The organism is Nocardia yamanashiensis NBRC 100130 (assembly GCF_001613325.1).
GTDB classification, from domain to species: domain Bacteria; phylum Actinomycetota; class Actinomycetes; order Mycobacteriales; family Mycobacteriaceae; genus Nocardia; species Nocardia yamanashiensis.
Genome location: NZ_BDCD01000019.1, coordinates 99,327 through 118,060 on the forward strand (window position 1 = coordinate 99,327; position 18,734 = coordinate 118,060).

Here is an 18,734-nt window from a genome sequence, read left to right on the forward strand (position 1 = left end):
ACTGGGGTATTTCAAATTGGCGGATTCGGGCTAGTCTCGCGGCACAGGCTTTCCGGAGGTAATCATGCCCAGTTTCACCAAATCCCTTGCCGCTGCGGCCCTTTCCGCCGCTCTGATCGGGATGGCCGCCGCGCCCGCGGCCGCTGATCCGGAATTGCCGCCGCGCGGCACGGGGTCGGCGGGGGTCGATGCCGGATCCACGGTGCTTCAGGCCGGGTCGGCCGCCATCGTCACTCCGATCGTGGGGACGCTCATCCGATCCCTGTGCACTCTGAGCACCGGCGACCCGATCTGCGGGCTGCACGATCTGTGATGCTCGGGCATCCGGCCACAGGATGCCCTCCCGAATAGCCGAGGGCCGGCACGCATTTCGCGTGCCGGCCCTCGTTACTGCTTTGCGTTGCTACGCAAGTCGCGGAGAGGTCAGTCCTCTTCGGCGAAGTTGCGGGTGCGGTTCGGATCCACCGGGATGCCCGGTCCGGTGTTGGTCGAGAACGTCACCTTCTTGACGTAGCGGCCCTTCGCGGTGGAGGGCTTGACGCGCAGGATCTCGTCGAACGCGGCGCCGTAGTTCTCGGCCAGCTTCTTCTCGTCGAAGGAAGCCTTGCCGATCACGAAGTGCAGGTTGGCCTGCTTGTCGACTCGGAAGTTGATCTTGCCGCCCTTGATGTCGTTGACGGCCTTGGTCACGTCGGGGGTGACGGTGCCCGTCTTCGGGTTCGGCATCAGACCACGCGGGCCCAGGACGCGCGCGATGCGACCGACCTTGGCCATCTGGTCCGGGGTGGCGATCGCGGCGTCGAAGTCCAGCCAGCCGCCCTGGATGCGCTCGATCAGGTCCTCGGCGCCCACGGCGTCCGCACCGGCGGCCTCGGCCTCGGCGGCCTTGTCGCCGACCGCGAACACGATGACGCGGGCGGTCTTACCGGTGCCGTGCGGCAGGTTGACGGTGCCGCGGACCATCTGGTCGGCCTTGCGGGGATCGACACCGAGACGCACGGCGACCTCGACGGTCGCGTCGGTCTTGGTGGTGGCGGTCTCCTTCGCGAGCCGCGCGGCGGCCAGCGGGGCGTACAGCGCGCTCTTGTCGACCTTGGCGGCCGCCTCGAGATAAGCCTTGCTTCGTTTTGCCATGTTTGTCTGTCCTTGTCTAAGTCAGAAGTGGTGCGGGACTGGCCGTCCCTCCCACCGAGCCGGGAAGGCTCTACTCCGCGATGGTGATACCCATCGAGCGGGCGGTACCAGCGATGATCTTCGCCGCGGCGTCGATGTCGTTGGCGTTGAGGTCTTCCTGCTTGGTCTTGGCGATCTCACGGATCTGATCCATGGTGACCTGCGCGACCTTGTTGCGGTGCGGCTCGGCGGAGCCCTTCTGCACACCGGCGGCCTTCAGCAGCAGACGCGCGGCGGGCGGCGTCTTCAGCTTGAAGTCGAACGAGCGGTCTTCGTAGACCGTGATCTCGACCGGGATGACGTTGCCACGCTGCGACTCGGTCGCCGCGTTGTACGCCTTGCAGAACTCCATGATGTTGACGCCGTGCTGACCCAGCGCCGGACCCACGGGCGGAGCCGGGTTGGCGGCACCGGCCTGGATCTGGAGCTTGATGAGCCCAGCGACCTTCTTCTTCTTCGGGGGCATCTTTCTTCCTTGGGTTAGGTTCCTTACGGAATCCCGTAAGCCTTCTCAGGGATGTGCGCCCAGGCCTTGCCTGCCATCGGGCAGGCGGCACGAGGCACAACCCGACAAGTCTATGTGAACGCGAAAAAGGCGGTGACACCGGGGCGAACCCGGGCCACCGCCTGCACGCGATTAAATCTTGGCGACCTGCGTGAACGCCAGCTCGACCGGCGTCTCGCGACCGAAGATCGAGACCAGCACCTTGAGCTTCTGCTGTTCGGCATTGACCTCGGAAATGCTGGCCGGCAGCGTCGCGAACGGCCCGTCCATGACGGTCACCGACTCGCCGACCTCGAAGTCGACCTCGATGGTCGGCTTCACGATGGGGGTCTCGCCCGTGGTGTCGGCGCCGGCGGCGGCAGCGGTGGCCGGCGCGGCGGCCTTCTTCTGCTGCGCGGCCGGGACCAGGAACTTCACCACATCGGAGATGGACAGCGGCGACGGGCGCGAGGTGGCGCCGACGAAACCGGTGACGCCGGGGGTGTTGCGGACCGCGCCCCAGGACTCGTCGTTCAGTTCCATCCGGACCAGGATGTAGCCCGGCAGCACCTTGCGGTTGACGTTCTTGCGCTGGCCGTTCTTGATCTCGGTGACCTCTTCGGTCGGCACCTCGACCTGGAAGATGTAGTCCTCGAGACCGAGGTTCTGCACGCGGGTCTCGAGATTGGTCTTCACCTTGTTCTCGTAACCGGCGTAGGAGTGGATGACGTACCAGTCGCCGGGCGCGCGACGCAGCGCGGCGGTCATCTCGGCGACGGGGTCGAGGGGTTCGGCGGGCTCGGAGAGTTCGGCAGCGGGCTGCGCGGCGTCGTCCTCTTCGGCATCCACGGAGGCGTCGGAGTCCACCAAGTCGTCGGCGTCGGCGATGGTCTCGTCCACCGTCTCGTCGATCTCGAACTCGTCGGTCGTACCGTTCTCCGGGGTGCTCACTGGGGCACTCGCCTTCCTTGTCGTCACGTAATTCTTTGCGCGCCGGGGGAATACCCCGACGGATGGTCCGTCCTCACGCCTCTGCACGCGGGACGGTGAACCAGCGCCGACCGGTCAGCTAGCCGAACAGCCAGTTGACACCCTTGATGAACGCCAGATCCAACCCGCTGATGAACGCGACCATGAAGATCACGAACACCAGAACAACGCTCGTATAGGTGACCATCTGCTTGCGGTTGGGCCAGATCACCTTGCGAAGTTCGGAAACAACTTCCTTGAGGAACTTCACCAGGCGCTTGAACGGATTGCCCGTACCGCTGCGACCGGCCTTGCCGGACTGCTTCTTGTCTGCCTTCGTCGTGGACGAGGGCCGATCGGCTACCGCGACGGTCGCGGACGACGCCGTACGTGACCGCCGGGCGGTGCGCTTACCGCTCGGCCGAGCCACCGCGGTGTCGTCGCCGTCTTCGGCATGCGCGCCGTGGCGAGTATCCCGCTCGTCGCTCACGTCGATCCTCTCTCGTCGCCGGCATAGGGCAGGGGCGACAGGACTTGAACCTGCAACCTGCGGTTTTGGAGACCGCTGCTCTGCCAGTTGAGCTACGCCCCTTCGGCCGGACGATCAGTATTGTCCAGCCACTGTTCTATTCAGTTATACAACCTGGTCTTCACACAACATACGCGCCGCTCCTCGGAGCAGCGCGCATCGGCTGGTGACCCCAGATTGCCGAGTCTACGGTACGCGCCGCGGCAATCGCCAATCGGGGGTCCAACGTCCCAGGTCAGGCCAGCTGCACGGTGGCGGTGGCGCGACCGAAGATCTTGCGCCCCTCCGACTTCGCCACGATGGCGACGACGGCGGTGCGATTCTCCGGGTCCACCGACTTCACCTTGCCGGTGTATTCGATCTCCGCCGGGCTGTCGATCGGGACGTACACCGGGCTGGTGAAGCGCACGTTGTATTCCTTGACCGCACCCGGGTCGCCGAGCCAGGAGGTGACGAAGCCGCCACCCAGGCCCATGGTCAGCATGCCGTGCGCCACCACGTTTTCCAGCCCGACCAGCTTCACGACCTCGTCGCTCCAGTGGATCGGATTGGCGTCGCCGGAGACGCCGGCGTAGTTCACCAGATCGCCGCGGGTCAGTTTCACCACGCGCGTGGGGAGTTCGTCGCCGACGGCCACGTCCTCGAAGCGGATGGCGTGCTTGCTCGCCACGATCGCGCCCGCGGTCACCTTCACCGGCACCGGATCGGCGGCCACCGCGGCATCGGCGGCGAGCGGACGGTGTTCGGGGGTCTCGTCCGGGCCGACCCCGTGCATGAGCACATTGCGCACGGCGTCACCGATATTGGGATCGATGTCACCGCCGCTGCGGCCGATCAGGGTGGTGTAGGTGGTGAGCACCAGCTCGTCGTTCTGCGCGACCACGTCGTTGCGGGTGACGATGATGTCGCCGCCGAAGGCCTGCCGGAACGAGTGCAGGTACACGATGCAGGAGAGCTGGTCGCCGGCCTTGATGGGCCGGTGGAATTCCAGGATCTGATCGGTCTGCATGATCTGGCTCAGGTCGTAGCCGGTGACGATCTGCTCGAAGAGCTTGCGCTGGGCCAGGATTCCGACCAGGGAGATGAAGGTGAGCGGGGCCACCAGGCCGTCGTAGCCGTATTCGCGGGCGACGCTCTCGTCCCAGTGCACGGGGTGGTAGTCCTGCACGGCGCGGGCGTACTCGCGCACCTTCTCGCGACCGACCTCGTAGTAGTCGTCGACGCGGTAGTGATGGCCGACCATGGCGGCGGCGTGGGCAGCGGGATCGAAAGCCGCCTCGGCTTCTTCGATCATCTCGACCTCGGTGTCAATCTCGGTGTTGATCGTCACGGCAGGAAGTCCCTTATCTGATCCCGGTCCCGGAATCGGCGGAGCGCTGAACCACCGCTATATACGCCAAGTGCCGGACCGGGGCCACTGTCCCTTTGTGTGGGGGACGAAGCAGCTTACCGATCCGGCACTTCTTCCACGCGGTAGAGCGCGCGGGGTTAAGTTAGCGGGATTCGCGATGCGCCCGGTGAGTACCGCAGTTGGGGCAGAACTTCTTCAGCTCCAGGCGGTCCGGGTCGTTACGCCGGTTCTTCTTGGTGATGTAGTTACGGTGCTTGCACTGCTCGCAGGCCAAGGTGATCTTTGGCCGGATATCAGTGGACTTCGCGGCCACGATTTGCCTTCCTTCCGGACAGCCTGATGGGAATATCAGATATGTAGCGATGGCCGGACTTGAACCGGCGACACAACGATTATGAGTCGTTTGCTCTACCGACTGAGCTACACCGCCATCATGTGCGGACTAGACGGCGGGGATGTTCCCGGGTCCTGCACGAGAAGCCGAGTCGGTCACCACCGGCAATCCGGCGAGCCCCCTAACGGAATCGAACCGTTGACCTTTTCCTTACCATGGAAACGCTCTGCCGACTGAGCTAAGGGGGCGTGTCTGTCTTGCTCCGGTCCAGGACCGGGGCGCTGAAGACTTGAACGAGATTACACAACATCCGGACCACATACCAAACCGGGTGTTCAGAGCCGGTTTTCGCGGCGATTCGAGCTACTCGCAGCGCGGGTTCGAGGGGATGCGATTCGGACGAACCGGTCGGCACCGGAAGCGGTCCCGCGACCCCGGAAACCGGTCGCGCGGAGCCGGAAAAAGGCGAAACCCCCGGGGACTGTGTCCTCGGGGGTTTCTCTGTGGCAGATGTAGGATTCGAACCTACGTAGGCTTTCGCCGACGGATTTACAGTCCGCTCCCATTGGCCGCTCGGGCAATCTGCCGTGCGCCGCATTCGGTGCGCTGAAAGAATACAACGATCCCCCGCCCCGATTGCAAACCGGCTGGATACGGCGGTCGCGGACCGGCTAGCGTCGGTGGGAAAACCCTCGGAAAACTCGGAAGAACTTCCGATCTTCGACAGGAGCAAAGCGTGGCCGATTCGTCGTTCGATGTCGTCAGCAAGGTCGATCGCCAGGAGGTGGACAACGCCCTCAACCAGGCGGCGAAGGAGCTGACCACCCGCTACGACTTCCGTGGCACCGGCGCGAGCATCGAGTGGTCGGGTGAGGACAAGATCATCCTCTCGGCCGAGGCCGAGGAGCGGGTCAAGGCCGCGCTGGACGTGTTCAAGGAGAAGCTGATTCGCCGCGATATCTCGCTCAAGGCGTTCGACGCCGGCGATCCGCAGCAGTCCGGCAAGGTGTACAAGATCACAGGCACGATCGTGCAGGGGATCACTTCCGAGAACGCGAAGAAGATCGCCAAGAAGATCCGCGACGAGGGCCCGAAGAGCGTCAAGGCGCAGATTCAGGGCGAGGAACTGCGCGTTTCGAGCAAGTCCCGCGACGACCTGCAGGCCGTCATCTCGCTGCTGAAGGGCGCTGATCTGGATATCGCCCTGCAGTTCGTGAACTACCGCTGACATGGGTTCGTGGGGCTGAGCCCCACACCCCGAAAGGCCAGGGTCCGGGGCTCAGCCCCCGGACCCTTCCGTTTTCAGAGGTTGCGCGTGCCGCCCGCCATTTCCTCCAGGCGAGCGATCCGGTCCGCCATGGGCGGGTGCGTCGAGAACCACTTCGCCATCTTGTCGCCGGCCCGGAAGGGGTTGGCGATCATCAGATGCGATTGCGCGGTGAGCTGCGGCTCGGGCGGCAGCGGCGCCGCCTGGGTGCCGCGTTCCAGCTTGCGCAGGGCCGAGGCCAAGGCCAGCGGATCGCCGGTGAGCACCGCTCCGTCGGCATCGGCCTGATATTCGCGAGAACGCGAGACGGCCAGTTTGATCAGTGACGCCGCGATCGGGCCGAGCAGCGAAACCAGGAGTACGCCAATGACATTCGGGCCTTCGCCATTGCCGCGGCCGCCGAAGGCGCTGGCGAAGAAGGCCAGGTTCGCGAGGCCGGAGATGACCGCCGCCAGAGCGCCCGCGACCGAGGAGATCAGGATGTCGCGGTTGTAGACGTGCGACAGTTCGTGGCCCAGTACCGCGCGCAGCTCACGTTCGTCCAGGAGCTGGAGAATTCCCGTGGTGCAGCAGACGGCCGCGTGACGCGGATTGCGGCCCGTGGCAAAGGCATTGGGGGCATTGGTGGGGCTGATGTAGAGCCGCGGCATGGGCTGCCGGGCGGCCGTCGCGAGCTCGCGCACGATGCGGTACATGACCGGCGCTTCCAGTTCGGTGACCGGTTGCGCGTGCATGGCGCGCAGCGCGAGTTTGTCGCTGTTGAAGTACGCGTAGGCGTTCATGCCGATGGCCAGCACGATCGACAGGATCAGAATGGTCGGACTGCGGAACATCGCTCCGGCGAACACGATCAACGCCGACATGCCGGCCAGTAGTCCGAACGTCTTCAACCCGTTCGCATACCCGTGGGAGTGCATAGGTCTCCTTCCGCCGCGCCCCGGTCCCCTGTGTGTTACTCCAGGTAAACGATAGAGGCGCGGTCGGAAGTTCCCCGTCAGCCGACGCGCTCGATGGTGTAGCGCACCAGCCGCTCCAGCGCCTCGTTGGCGGGACCGCCGGGCAGCGCGGACAGTTCGGCGTGCGCGATATCGGCGTAGCCCTGCAGTTTCTCCTTGGCCAGCACCATGCCGCGGGAGCGGGACAGCAGGTCCAGCGCCTCCTCGACCTCGGCGTCGGTTTCCAGCGGCTTGGCCAGCAGCTTGCGCAGGCGATCGCCCTCGGGGCCCTCGTCGCGCAGCGCGTACAGCACGGGCAGGGTGTGCACGCCCTCGCGCAGATCGGTGCCGGGGGTCTTGCCGGACTGCTCGGACACCGAGGAGATGTCGATGATGTCGTCGGAGATCTGGAAGGCGGTGCCGACCGCGTCGCCGAGCCGGGCCAGGCGTTCCACGTGCTCGCGGTCCGCGCCGGAGAAGGTGCCGCCGAAACGGCCCGAGGCGGCGATCAGCGAACCGGTCTTCTCCCACACCACGCGCAGGTAGTGCTCGACCGGATCCTGGGACTGCTTGGCGCCGATGGTCTCCCGCATCTGGCCGGTGACCAGTTCGGCGAAGGTCTCGGCGATGATCCGCACCGCGTCCGGGCCGAGGGTGGAGACCAGCCGGGAGGCGTGCGCGAAGAGGTAGTCGCCGGCCAGGATGGCGACGCTGTTGCCCCAGCGGGCGTTCACGCTGGTGGCGCCGCGGCGCATCGGGGCCTCGTCCATGACGTCGTCGTGGTAGAGGGTGGCCAGGTGCACGAGCTCCACCACGGTGCCCGCGGTGACCAGGTCGGGGCTGGTCGGGTCCGGTCCGAGCTGCCCGGTGAGCAGCGTGAACAACGGACGGAACCGTTTGCCCCCGGCGCGAGCCAGATGCAGCGCGGCCTCCTGCAGGAACTCCTCACCGTCCGACAGTTCGGTGATCAGCAGGTCCTCGACCTGGACCAGGCCTTTTCGCACGGTCGCGGCGAGCTCGGGATCACCCAGATCCACCCCCGCAACCACGGTGCTCTCATCGCTCACAGCCGATGCGCTCATTCCATCTCCCAGTGCCGCGTCCGACCCCACGCCTAAAGAACCTAGCGTCTCGGTCGATCACCCCCTACGGACACCACCGTAGTGCGACGGAAGGAACACCGCATTGCCCGGGGAGGCGGGATGGCACCGATGCTGGTGTGCTGCAAGTATTGGGGCCATGGCTTCTCCGGATAACGCGCCCGAGCAGGGGAAATCGTCGGACGTTTTGCCTGCGCACGCGGATGTGCTGGTCGTCGGCGCAGGACCGGCCGGTTCGGCCGCGGCCGCATGGGCGGCGCGCGCGGGTCGTGACGTATTGCTCACGGATGCGGCGGTATTCCCGCGCGACAAGACCTGTGGGGACGGTCTTACGCCGCGTGCGACGGCCGAGCTGGAGCATCTGGGGCTCGGTGACTGGGTGCGTACGCACACGGTGAACAAGGGCCTGCGGATGGCCGGGTTCGGGCGCGAGGCGCTGCTGCCGTGGCCGGACGGGTCGTTCCCGAGTTACGGAAGCGCCGTTCCGCGAACCGAACTCGACGACAAGCTGCGCGAGACGGCGGTGAAGTCGGGTGCGCACATGGTGGACGGGGCCAAGGTGGTCGAGGTGGCGCGGGACGGGGATCGCGTCACCGGGGTGACCGTCAAGACCGATGCGGGGCTGCGCGCGGTGTCGTGCAAGACGCTGATCGTGGCCGACGGCGTCCGCTCCCCCGTCGGAAAACTGCTGGGGCGCACCTGGCATCGGCAGTACGCGTACGGGACGGCGGCGCGGGCGTACATCAAGTCCGAGCGCAGCGACGATCCGTGGATCACCTCGCATCTCGAATTGCGGGACGCGCAGGGCGAATTGGTGCCGGGGTACGGGTGGGTGTTCCCGCTCGGCAACGGTGAGGTCAATATCGGCGTGGGTTCGCTGGCGACCGAGAAGCGGCCGTCGCACATCGCGTTGAAACCGCTGCTCCAGCACTATGTCTCGCAGCGGCGCGCGGAGTGGGGTTTCGACGGCGAGGCGCGCGCGGTGGCGTCGGCGCTGCTGCCCATGGGCGGTGCGGTGTCGAATGTGGCCGGGCGCAACTGGGCGCTGGTCGGCGATGCCGCGGGCTGCGTGAATCCGCTGAACGGCGAGGGCATCGACTACGGCCTGGAGGGCGGCCACATGCTCTCGGAGATCCTGGACGAACCGGATCTGAGCAAGATCTGGCCGGAAATGCTGCGCGCCCGCTACGGCAAGACCTATTCGGTGGCCCGGCGGCTGGCCGCGCTGGCCACCCATCCGCGCACGGTGCCGCTCGGCGGGCCGCCGGTCATGCGCTCGAAACTGTTGCAGCGCACCGCGGTTCGGGTGATGGGCAACCTGGTCACCGACGAGGACCTGGACCTGACCGCCAAGCTGTGGCGCGGCGCGGGCCGCGCGTCCATGCGATTCGACAAACTCCAGCCGTTCTCGTGACCACCCGGCCGGTTCCCGAGGACCTGCTGCCGCATCTGCGGCGGGCCCGGGATCTGGCCGACCGGAATTACGCGGAGCCCCTGGATCTGGATGCGCTCGCCGCCGCGGCGGGCGTATCGAAATATCATTTCCTGCGCTGTTTTTCGGCCACCTACGGCAAGACGCCGGCCGCGTATCTGGCGGAGCGGCGGATCGAACGCGCGCAGGATCTGTTGCGCGCCACCAATGTCACCGTCACCGAGGCGTGCATGCTGGTCGGCTACAGCTCGCTGGGTTCGTTCAGCCGGAAGTTCACCGAGCTGGTGGGGATGTCGCCCTCGGCGTATCAAGCCAAGTTCGCCGCCGAGGGCGCACCCCATATTCCTGGTTGCTACGTCTTCATGCACGGGCTCTCGGATCGAAAACCCCTGCTGTAGCGGGCCTTACTGGCGCGGCAGGATGTGCACGCCCGCCTTGTCGGTGGAGAGCGCCAGCGAGCTGATGTACTGGATCTCGCCTTCCGGTCCCGGCACCGCCGAAGCGATCATGTCCGGCCGCTCGAATTCCATGCCGGTGGCCACGCAGGTCAGCGTCTCCCCCGACGGATTCCCGTGCTCGTCGAACATCGGCAATTCGATGCCGTCGTCGGTGCGGCGCAGGTAGTACTTGCCCTTGGTGAGGATCGCGGTGAGCGGCGTGGCCAGGAACGACACCACCACGGCGACGATCGGCGAGTACGGCTTCAGGGTCTCGCCGAAGAGCCCGAAGAAGGTCACGATCGACAGCACCGCCGAGAGCCCGAAGCCCACCAGGCCGACCGGGTTGAAGTCGTAGAGCATGCCGCGCCGGAATTCCGGCTGCTTGGGCGAGAGCTTCAGCACGTACTTGTTGATCGCGATATCCGTTGCGACGGTGACGATCCAGGCGATGCCGCAGTTGGCGTAGAAGCCGAGGATATTGTTCAGGAAGTCGAACATATTGGCTTCCATCAGAATCAGCGCGATGACGAGATTCAAGGCCAGGAAGACCAGGCGGCCGGGGTAGGTCTTGGTGACGCGGGTGAAGGAGTTGGTCCACGCCAGCGAGCCCGAATAGGCGTTGGTCACATTGATTTTGATCTGCGAGATGACGACCAGCACCACGGCCAGCGTCATGGCCAGCCAGCCCGGCATCATGTCGCGGTAGATCTCCAGGAACTGGTGCACCGGCTGGTTCGCGATGTTCTGCGCTCCGGGCAGATTCGCGATCAGGTAGACCGCCAGGAACAGGCCGACGACCTGCTTGGCCGCGCCGAACAGCACCCAGCCGGGGCCCGCGAGCAGCATCCAGCCCCACCACTTGCCCTTGTTCTCCGGGGTTTTGGGCGGCATGAAACGCAGGTAGTCGATCTGCTCGGCGATCTGAGCGATGAGCGAGAGGCACACGCCGGCGGCCAGCAGCGCGCCGGACAGGCTCACCCCGTCGCCGTCCTTGCCGCCGAAGGCCAGGAAGGTGTCCACCGATTCCGGGTGCCGCACCAGCAGGAACGCGAACGGCAGCACCATCAGGATCAGCCACAGCGGGGTGGTCCAGACCTGGAGCTTGGCCAGCGTGTTCATGCCGTAGATGACCAGCGGGAAGATCATCACCGTGGAGATCAGATAGCCGATCGGCAGCGGGATGTGCAGGCCCAGTTGCAGGCCCTGCGCCATGATCGAGCCCTCGAGCGCGAAGAAGATGAAGGTGAACGAGGCGAACACGATGTTCGTGATCACCGACCCGTAGTAGCCGAAGCCGCTGCCGCGGGTGATCAGGTCCAGGTCGATGTTGTAGCGCGCCGCGTAGTAGGCCAGCGGGAAGCCGGTGAGCATGACCACCACGGTGAAGATGCCGATGCCCAGCAGCGCGTTGCCGGTGCCGTGCTCGATGCCGATGTTCGCGCCGATGGCGAAGTCTGCCAGGTAGGCGATGCCGCCCAGCGCGGAGACGCCGACCACCGCCGGGCTCCATTTGCGATAGCTGCGCGGCGCGAACCGCAGTGTGTAGTCCTCCAGCGTCTCCTTCGACGCGGTGACCGCGTCGGAAGGGCGCGATTCGACCTGAACCACCGGCAAACTCCTCGTTTCGGGTTCCTCACCTGCTGTATACGTTCACGAGACTGGTGTCCGAATGTTGATCATGAGATTCCGAGCGGTTTCTATCGAGTTACGTAAGCCTCACTCTTGTTACGTCTGGATTCACGGCGACACCGCAATTTCGGAGAAGCGGTGGCGGGGATCCGGTCCATAGCCTGATGGCATGACGACCATCACCAATGTTTCGCTCGTGACCGTGTACGTGACCGACCAGACCGCCGCCAAGCAGTGGTACATCGACAAGCTGGGGTTCGTGGAGACCGGCGATGTGACCATGGGCGACAACGGGTTCCGCTGGGTGACCGTGGCGCATCCGGATCATCCGGAACTCGAAGTGACGCTGATGATTCCGGGGCCGCCGCTGGACGACGCCCTCGCCGAGGCGATCAGGCGGTCCATGGCGAACGGCACGCACGGGGCGCTGGGGCTGCGAACCGCCGACTGCCACAAGACATTCGAGGAGTTGACCGCCAAGGGCGTGGAATTCGTACAGCCGCCGGCCGAGCGGCCCTACGGCGTGGAGGCCATCATCCGAGACAACTCGGGAAACTGGCTGGTACTGGTGGAGCCGCGCGCATTCGATCCGAACGGGCTGTAGCACGCGAAGGGGCTGGGGACTCGCCCAACCCCCTCGCGGATTCGCGGGACGGAGGCCGAGCCCCCGAACCCCTTTTAGGCGTTCTGCGCGGCGAACCAGGCCTCGACGGACTTGCGCTCGCTGTTCATCACCTTTTCGAGCAGGTTCTCCACCAGCGGCTCGATGGCCCCGCCGACCAGCGACACCTTCACGTCGATGGTGCCGGAGGCGGCGATCTCGGAACCCTCTGCGGTGGGCCGCAATTCGAATGCGCCCTCCATCTCGGTGGTGATGCCGCCCGACGCGCCCTTGAAGGTGCCCTTGGCGACATCTCCTTCGAGCGGGCCCCAGGTGTCGGTGCGCTCGAGCATGAGATCGCTCTTGAGGACCTTCTTCACGATGCCGGGAATCTTGTCCTCGGGCGCTTTTTCGGTCATATGAATGCGAATGGTGCCGGGGCCGTCCGGGTGGGACAGGTCCAGCGTGGCGGTCGTCGCGTCGGCGAACCGCGCCTGCCACATCTCGTCGTTGGTGAGTGCCCGGTGAAGCTCTTCGACCGGGACGCTGTACTGCACGGTGAAGCTGAATTTACGGGACATGGCGGCAACGGTAGCCCAGTCATGGAATAGCCTGCTGAAGTGTCGGAAACTAGCCAGTCTGCAAGCACCGCGCTGCGGAGTGTCGATCCCGCACAGCGGCGCGCGATTCGCTTGCGGCGAGCCCGGATCGGGGTGGTGATCACCGCGACCGCGTTCAGCGTGCTGGCGGTGCTGCTGGTGCTGGCGGCCTGGCGCGACGATCACCTGATCAGCTCCGACAAGGGCGTGACCAGCGCGGAAGTGCTGTCCGCGGGCCGGCTGCGGTCGGCGGTCATCTACGTGACCCCGGACGGGCAGACCCACAATCCGAAGGTCGGCGTCCTGTATCCGACCAAACTGACCGCCGGCGAGCGGATCAATGTCGAATACCGGCGCAGCGATCCGGATCTGGTGCGGGTGGCGGGGCGCGATGCCAGCGTCGCCGTCATCCCGGCCGCGTCGGTGATCGTGGTGGCGTGGGCCATCGCCATCCCGCTGTTGTGGCTGCTGGGTTGCTCGCCGATGGTGTGGCTGGGGGCGTTCGCGACGCGCCTGCGCGGGCTGTGGACGCGATGGTCGCGGGCCCGCGGCGGCAGCTAGGGTGCGATTGTGGCGAAAACAGAGCGGCGGGAATCGTTTCGGGCCTCGTTGGAGAAGCAGCCCAAAGAGGTCGCGTCGATGTTCGACGGGGTCGCTAAGCGGTATGACCTGACCAACACCGTGATTTCCATGGGCCAGGACCGGTACTGGCGCTGGGCTACCCGGCAGGCTCTGGGCTTGCGGCCCGGTGAACGGGTGCTCGACCTAGGGGCCGGGACCGGCGTTTCCACGGTCGAATTCGGCAAGTCCGGCGCCTGGTGTGTCGCAACCGACTTCTCGCAGGGCATGTTGCAGGCCGGGCGATTCCGGAATGTGCCGATGGTCGCCGGCGATGCCATGGCGTTGCCGTTCGCCGACGAGTCGTTCGACGCGGTGACGATTTCCTACGCGCTGCGGAATGTGTCGGATCCGGATCTGGCGCTGCGCGAGATGCTGCGGGTGACCAAGCCCGGCGGGCGGCTCGTGGTGGCCGAATTCTCGACGCCCACGTTCGGGCCGTTCCGGACGATCTACATGGAGTACCTGATGAAGGCGCTCCCCAAGGTGGCGACCGCGGTGTCCAGCAATCCGGACGCTTACGTCTATCTCGCCGAGTCCATCCGGGCCTGGCCGACGCAGCCGCAGCTCGCCCTCCGGATCGCCGATGCGGGCTGGTCCGCGGTCAAGTGGCGCAATCTCAGCGGCGGCGCGGTCGCCCTGCACCGGGGTTACAAGCTCGGCTAGACGGCACCTCACCACCCGGAAAACCAACTGTGAGGTGGAATGTCATCTGGAGATAACCTTCGGTAAATCCGGCGCAATCCCCGATCGCGAAGATCGAGGGCATGGCGGATTCGACCACACCCCAGACGAGCACGCGAACCCAGTGCTCGTACTGCGGGGTGGGGTGCGGAATCACCGTGCAGACCCGTCCGGACGCAGCCGGGTTACCGGTTATCGCCAAGGTCAGTGGCGACAAGCTACATCCGGTTAACTCCGGGCGACTTTGCACCAAGGGTGCGACACACACGGAGATGATGGCCGCGACCGAGGGTCGCATGGCTACCGCGTACCGCCGCCCGGAGCGCGGGGCCACCCCCGAACCGCTGCCGGTGGACGCGGCGATTCAGGAAGCGGCCGACCGGCTTCGGGTGATTCTCGACACATACGGACCGGATGCCATCGCGCTCTACGTGTCCGGGCAGATGTCGATCGAAGCCCAATACCTGGCCACCAAATTCGCCAAGGGCCACCTGCGCACCACGCATATGGAAGCCAATTCCCGGCTCTGCATGGCCAGCGCCGCCACCGGCTACAAGCAGTCCCTGGGCGCGGACGCCCCGCCCGGTTCCTACGACGACCTGGATCACGCCGACCTGTTCTTCGTGATCGGCGCGAATATGGCCGACTGCCATCCGATCCTGTTCCTGCGCATGGCCGATCGGCTCAAGGCGGGCGCGAAGCTCATCGTGGTGGATCCGCGCCGCACCGACACCGCCGCCCGGGCCGATCTGTTCCTGCAGATCAAACCCGGCACCGATCTGGCCTTGCTGAACGGCCTGCTGCACCTGCTGGTCGAGAACGGCGATATCGACGCCGAATTCATCGCCGCGCACACCGACGGCTGGGACGCCATGCCCGACTTCCTCGCCGGCTACACCCCCGACCTGGTCGCGCAGGCCACCGGCTTGGCCGAGGCCGATATCCGCACCGCCGCCGCCTGGATCGGCGCGGCCGGGGAGTGGACGTCGTTGTGGACCATGGGCGTCAATCAGTCCACGCACGGCACCTGGACCACCAATGCCATCTGCAATCTGCACCTGGCGACCGGGGCGATCAGCCGCACCGGGAGCGGGCCGCTCTCGCTGACCGGCCAGCCCAATGCCATGGGCGGGCGCGAAATGGGTTACATGGGACCGGGATTGCCCGGCCAGCGCAGCGTGCTGAACCCCAAGGACCGGGAATTCGCGGAATCGGTGTGGGGGCTCGCGCCGGGCAGCATCCGCGATGCGGGCGGGCCAGGGACCGTGGAGATGTTCCGCGGCCTGGCCGACGGGCGGATCAAGGCCGCCTGGGTGATCTGCTCCAATCCCGTTGCGAGCGTGGCGAACCGCAAGACGGTGATCGCCGGGCTGGAAGCCGCCGAACTGGTGATCGCGCAGGACGTGTACGTCGATACCGCCACCAACGCCTACGCCGATCTGCTGCTGCCCGCCACGCTGTGGGCGGAATCCGATGCGGTGATGGTGAATTCGGAACGCACCATGACGCTGCTGCGGCAGTCGGTGCCGCCGGTGGGCGAGGCGCGGCCGGACTGGCAGTTGATCGCGCGGGTGGCGACGGCCATGGGGTTCCCGGGGTTCGACTACGCGTCGAGCGCCGAGATCTTCGCGGAGATCAAGCTTTTCAGCAATCCGGTGACCGGGTACGACCTGCGCGGCATCGATTACGAGGCGCTGGCCGACGGGCCGATGCAATGGCCGTGCCCGGATCCGGCGCAGCGGCGCAATCCGATCCGGTACGTCAACGACGGGGTCAGCCAGCATCTGCACACCGATGCCGACAGTCACCGGCCCGGCCTCGCCTTTCCCACCCCGACCCGCCGGGCCGTGTTCTGGCCGCGCCCGCATCTGCTGCCCGCCGAGATGCCCGACGACGATCACCCGTTCGTGCTCAATACCGGGCGGCTGCAACACCAGTGGCACACCATGACCAAGACCGGGAAGGTGGCCAAGCTGACGAAACTCAACGGGCAGCCGTTCCTGGAGATCCACCCCGAGGACGCGGCGAAACTCGAAGTGCGCGAGGGTGATCAGGTCGAGATCGGGTCGCGGCGCGGGCGCGCGGTCCTGCCCGCACGGATCAGCGACCGGGTGCGGGCGGGCGAATGCTTCGCGCCGTTCCACTGGAACGACGAGCACGGCGAATACCTGACCATCAACGCGGTCACCAATGACGCCGTGGACCCGGACTCGCTACAGCCGGAGTTCAAAGTGTGCGCGGTGCGGCTGCGCAAGGTGGCGGCCGTGAGCGCGGCGAACGCGCCTGCCGCCGAACCGGATTCGACGACGATCGGGGCGGCGCGCCCGATGGGTGCCGCAAATCCGGGCGGCTCCCCCACACCGGCGCATCCCGCCGGATCCGCCGTGCCCGCTTTCGCGGCCGACGCGACGGTCACCGGTGTGCCGCAACGGCATCCGCTGGCTGCGATGCTCGGCTTGGAACAGGCCACCGTCACGCCGACGCTGAGCGAAACGGAATCCATCTACCTCGGCGGCTACCTCGCCGCTCTGCAATCGCTGCCGATCACCGGCGTGCCGGTGCTGCCGGAGACCGCGCCGCTGACCCAGCGCAACCGGATGTGGTTGAACGGCCTGCTCGCGGGCATGTATTCGCGGTCCGCGCCGGGGGAGGCGGCCATGGCCGGTCTGGAAACGGCGGGGGTTCCCGGCGACGACGGCCACCTCGCCGCGCCGGACGAACTGCCGCCGATCGTGACCGTGCTGTGGGCCTCGCAGACCGGCACGGCGGAGGATCTGGCGGCGGCGGCGATCACGAAGCTCGCCGATGCCGGGCTGATTCCACGGCTGCTGGATATGAACGCCGCCGAACTGTCCGACCTGACCGGCGATGTGCTGATCATCAGCAGCACCTTCGGCGACGGCGGCCCGCCGGACAATGGGGCGGAATTCTGGGATCTGCTGTCCGACAGCGAAACCCGCTTCACCGGCATGCGGTACGCCGTGTTCGCGCTCGGCGACTCGTCCTATGACGACTTCTGCGGGCACGGGCGCAAGCTCGACGAGCTGTTCGCCAAGCGCGGAGCCACCCGGCTGCTGCCCCGAGTGGACAGCGAACCCGACCACGACGACCTGTCCGAGGCATGGCTGGACGAGATCGCCGCCGTGCTGGGCGGCGGCGCGGCGGTCGGCGGGACCGGCGTGGATCTGCACGGAACCGGGCCGGGCGGCGACAACTCGGCCGGCGCGATGACAAATGGCGGCGTCCCACCCGCCGGATCGAATGCGGGCGGCTATCCGGCTGCCGGAACCACTCCGGGCGGTGGCTACCGGGCTGCCGAGGCGGATCCAGGCAGCGGCTATCGGGCCGCCGGATCAGTTCCAGGCGCACAGTCCACGCCCACCCCGAACAGCCCGCTGCGCAGTCACCTGGGTGTGCGCACCCGGACCTCACTGGCGACGGTGGCCCCGGCGCAGTTCACCCGCACTTCACCGCTGTCCACCAAACTGCTGCGCAATGAACTGTTGTCGCGGCCGGGTTGCGGGAAAGAGGTGCGGCAGTTCGGGTTCGATCTGAGCGGCTCCGAGGCCACCTACGAGGTCGGGGACGCACTCGGCATCCGGCCGACCAATTGCGATGCGCTGGTGGCGGAATGGTTGCAGCTGACCGGGCTGGAGGGGCATCGGCTGATCGATGTGGACGATCGGGAGCTGCCATTGGAGCAGGCGTTGCGCACCCGCTACGACATCACCAAGGTGAGCGGCGATCTGCTGGCCTTCGTCGCGGAACGCAATTCCAGTGCGCGGCTGGCGAAGCTGCTGCGGCGCGACAATCGCAATGAGCTCGACGGGTATCTGTGGGATCGGCAGGCGGTGGACGTGCTGCGGGACTTCCCGGTGCGGGCCGATCTGGTGGAGTGGCTGGGGACGCTGAAAAAGCTGCAGCCGCGCCAGTATTCGATTTCCTCCAGTCCGCTGGTGAGCCCGCACGAGGTGCAGCTGACGGTGAGCGTGGTGCGGTACGGCGATCCGGAGGCGATCGGGTCGGCGGCGCGGCGCGGCGGGGTGTGCTCGAGCTTCCTGGCCGATCGCGCCGAGTCCGATATTCCGATCTTCCTGCAGCGCTCCCCGCATTTCCGGCCGCCGCCGGACCCGAACGCGCCCATGATCATGGTGGGTCCGGGCACCGGCATCGCGCCGTTCCGGGGATTCCTGCAGGAGCGGAAAGCCCTGGGCTGCAAGGGCCGGAACTGGCTGTTCTTCGGCGATCAGCACGCCAAGGACAACTTCTACTACCGGGCCGAACTCGAGGACATGTTCCGTTCCGGCTTCCTGACCCGCCTGGACCTGGCGTTCTCCCGGGACCAGCGCGAACGGATCTACGTACAGCACCGCATGATCGAGCACGGTGCGGAGCTGTGGGCCTGGTTGCGGGAGGGCGGCCACTTCTACGTCTGCGGCGACGCCTCCCGCATGGCCAAGGATGTGGACGACACGCTGCTGAAGATCGCTCGCATTCACGGGAAATTGAGCGAGGACGGCGCGCTGGCGTTCAAGAAGCAACTGGTCGCCGAGAAACGCTACGTCCGCGACGTCTACTGACGTGCGCTG

At 66.4% G+C, this 18,734-nt stretch carries 18 protein-coding genes and 4 tRNA genes; 8 read left to right on the forward strand and 14 right to left on the reverse strand.

Annotated features, from left to right (window positions below):
• The first annotated feature begins 64 nt into the window (after positions 1-64).
• Positions 65-313 (forward strand): hypothetical protein, encoded by a 249-nt coding sequence (locus tag NY1_RS22005; protein ID WP_067716504.1) that lies wholly within the window; start codon positions 65-67, stop codon positions 311-313.
• 110 nt (positions 314-423) lie between these two features.
• On the opposite strand, the gene rplA is transcribed toward NY1_RS22005, so the two are convergent.
• From rplA to NY1_RS22055, 10 genes are all read right to left on the reverse strand, one after another.
• A complete protein-coding gene (gene rplA / locus NY1_RS22010) occupies positions 424-1,134 on the reverse strand; it encodes a 50S ribosomal protein L1 (protein ID WP_067716507.1) in 711 nt (236 codons plus the stop codon).
• A gap of 70 nt (positions 1,135-1,204) precedes the next feature.
• The gene (gene rplK, locus NY1_RS22015) at positions 1,205-1,639 is read right to left on the reverse strand and encodes a 50S ribosomal protein L11 (RefSeq protein ID WP_067716510.1); all 435 of its coding nucleotides are present in this window, start codon (positions 1,637-1,639) and stop codon (positions 1,205-1,207) included.
• A 171-nt stretch (positions 1,640-1,810) separates the two neighbouring features.
• On the reverse strand, positions 1,811-2,608 hold the full coding sequence (gene nusG / locus NY1_RS22020; RefSeq protein WP_067716512.1) for a transcription termination/antitermination protein NusG: 798 nt from the start codon (positions 2,606-2,608) through the stop codon (positions 1,811-1,813).
• 118 nt (positions 2,609-2,726) lie between these two features.
• Positions 2,727-3,116, reverse strand: a complete 390-nt coding sequence (gene secE, locus NY1_RS22025) for a preprotein translocase subunit SecE (protein WP_067716515.1) — start codon at positions 3,114-3,116, stop codon at positions 2,727-2,729.
• 29 nt (positions 3,117-3,145) lie between these two features.
• A tRNA-Trp gene (locus tag NY1_RS22030) sits at positions 3,146-3,218 on the reverse strand.
• Between the two features lie 172 nt (positions 3,219-3,390).
• Positions 3,391-4,449 carry a fused (3R)-hydroxyacyl-ACP dehydratase subunits HadA/HadB gene (locus tag NY1_RS22035; RefSeq protein WP_067716963.1) on the reverse strand — a complete coding sequence of 353 codons (1,059 nt, stop codon included), beginning with the start codon at positions 4,447-4,449 and terminating at the stop codon, positions 3,391-3,393.
• Between the two features lie 199 nt (positions 4,450-4,648).
• The gene (rpmG, locus tag NY1_RS22040) at positions 4,649-4,819 is read right to left on the reverse strand and encodes a 50S ribosomal protein L33 (protein WP_029925945.1); all 171 of its coding nucleotides are present in this window, start codon (positions 4,817-4,819) and stop codon (positions 4,649-4,651) included.
• Positions 4,820-4,863: 44 nt separating this feature from the next.
• Positions 4,864-4,936 (reverse strand) — tRNA-Met (locus NY1_RS22045).
• Positions 4,937-5,015: 79 nt separating this feature from the next.
• Positions 5,016-5,088 (reverse strand) — tRNA-Thr (locus NY1_RS22050).
• A gap of 256 nt (positions 5,089-5,344) precedes the next feature.
• Positions 5,345-5,427, reverse strand: a tRNA-Tyr gene (locus tag NY1_RS22055).
• A 149-nt stretch (positions 5,428-5,576) separates the two neighbouring features.
• Between NY1_RS22055 and NY1_RS22060 the strand changes: the two genes are divergently transcribed.
• Entirely contained in the window at positions 5,577-6,068 is a 492-nt protein-coding gene (locus tag NY1_RS22060) for a YajQ family cyclic di-GMP-binding protein (protein ID WP_067716517.1), read from the forward strand.
• Positions 6,069-6,142: 74 nt separating this feature from the next.
• Here the strand turns inward: NY1_RS22060 and htpX are convergent, their stop codons facing one another.
• Positions 6,143-7,024: a zinc metalloprotease HtpX gene (gene htpX / locus NY1_RS22065; RefSeq protein WP_067716520.1), complete on the reverse strand. Its 882-nt coding sequence runs from the start codon at positions 7,022-7,024 to the stop codon at positions 6,143-6,145.
• 77 nt (positions 7,025-7,101) lie between these two features.
• The gene (locus NY1_RS22070) at positions 7,102-8,124 is read right to left on the reverse strand and encodes a polyprenyl synthetase family protein (RefSeq protein WP_067716523.1); all 1,023 of its coding nucleotides are present in this window, start codon (positions 8,122-8,124) and stop codon (positions 7,102-7,104) included.
• 157 nt (positions 8,125-8,281) lie between these two features.
• Here NY1_RS22070 and NY1_RS22075 point away from each other — a divergent pair, with 157 nt between their 5' ends.
• Positions 8,282-9,556 (forward strand): geranylgeranyl reductase family protein, encoded by a 1,275-nt coding sequence (locus tag NY1_RS22075; protein ID WP_067716526.1) that lies wholly within the window; start codon positions 8,282-8,284, stop codon positions 9,554-9,556.
• Positions 9,553-9,972: a helix-turn-helix transcriptional regulator gene (locus NY1_RS22080; RefSeq protein WP_067716529.1), complete on the forward strand. Its 420-nt coding sequence runs from the start codon at positions 9,553-9,555 to the stop codon at positions 9,970-9,972. Before NY1_RS22075 ends, NY1_RS22080 begins: the two co-directional genes overlap by 4 nt.
• Positions 9,973-9,978: 6 nt before the next feature.
• On the opposite strand, the gene NY1_RS22085 is transcribed toward NY1_RS22080, so the two are convergent.
• A complete protein-coding gene (locus tag NY1_RS22085) occupies positions 9,979-11,622 on the reverse strand; it encodes a purine-cytosine permease family protein (protein ID WP_067716966.1) in 1,644 nt (547 codons plus the stop codon).
• A gap of 190 nt (positions 11,623-11,812) precedes the next feature.
• Here NY1_RS22085 and NY1_RS22090 point away from each other — a divergent pair, with 190 nt between their 5' ends.
• Positions 11,813-12,247 (forward strand): VOC family protein, encoded by a 435-nt coding sequence (locus tag NY1_RS22090; protein WP_067716532.1) that lies wholly within the window; start codon positions 11,813-11,815, stop codon positions 12,245-12,247.
• Between the two features lie 74 nt (positions 12,248-12,321).
• Here the strand turns inward: NY1_RS22090 and NY1_RS22095 are convergent, their stop codons facing one another.
• Positions 12,322-12,825, reverse strand: coding sequence for a DUF2505 domain-containing protein (locus tag NY1_RS22095; protein ID WP_067716534.1), 504 nt, complete (start codon positions 12,823-12,825; stop codon positions 12,322-12,324).
• A gap of 105 nt (positions 12,826-12,930) precedes the next feature.
• On the opposite strand from NY1_RS22095, the gene NY1_RS22100 reads away from it, so the two are divergent.
• The 3 genes from NY1_RS22100 to NY1_RS22110 all read left to right on the forward strand — a co-directional run bounded on the left by NY1_RS22100 (position 12,931) and on the right by NY1_RS22110 (position 18,725).
• Positions 12,931-13,404 carry a DUF3592 domain-containing protein gene (locus NY1_RS22100; protein ID WP_439956032.1) on the forward strand — a complete coding sequence of 158 codons (474 nt, stop codon included), beginning with the start codon at positions 12,931-12,933 and terminating at the stop codon, positions 13,402-13,404.
• A 9-nt stretch (positions 13,405-13,413) separates the two neighbouring features.
• Positions 13,414-14,127 carry a demethylmenaquinone methyltransferase gene (locus NY1_RS22105; RefSeq protein WP_084535213.1) on the forward strand — a complete coding sequence of 238 codons (714 nt, stop codon included), beginning with the start codon at positions 13,414-13,416 and terminating at the stop codon, positions 14,125-14,127.
• A 101-nt stretch (positions 14,128-14,228) separates the two neighbouring features.
• Positions 14,229-18,725 (forward strand): bifunctional nitrate reductase/sulfite reductase flavoprotein subunit alpha, encoded by a 4,497-nt coding sequence (locus tag NY1_RS22110; protein ID WP_067716540.1) that lies wholly within the window; start codon positions 14,229-14,231, stop codon positions 18,723-18,725.
• The last annotated feature ends 9 nt before the right edge of the window (positions 18,726-18,734 follow it).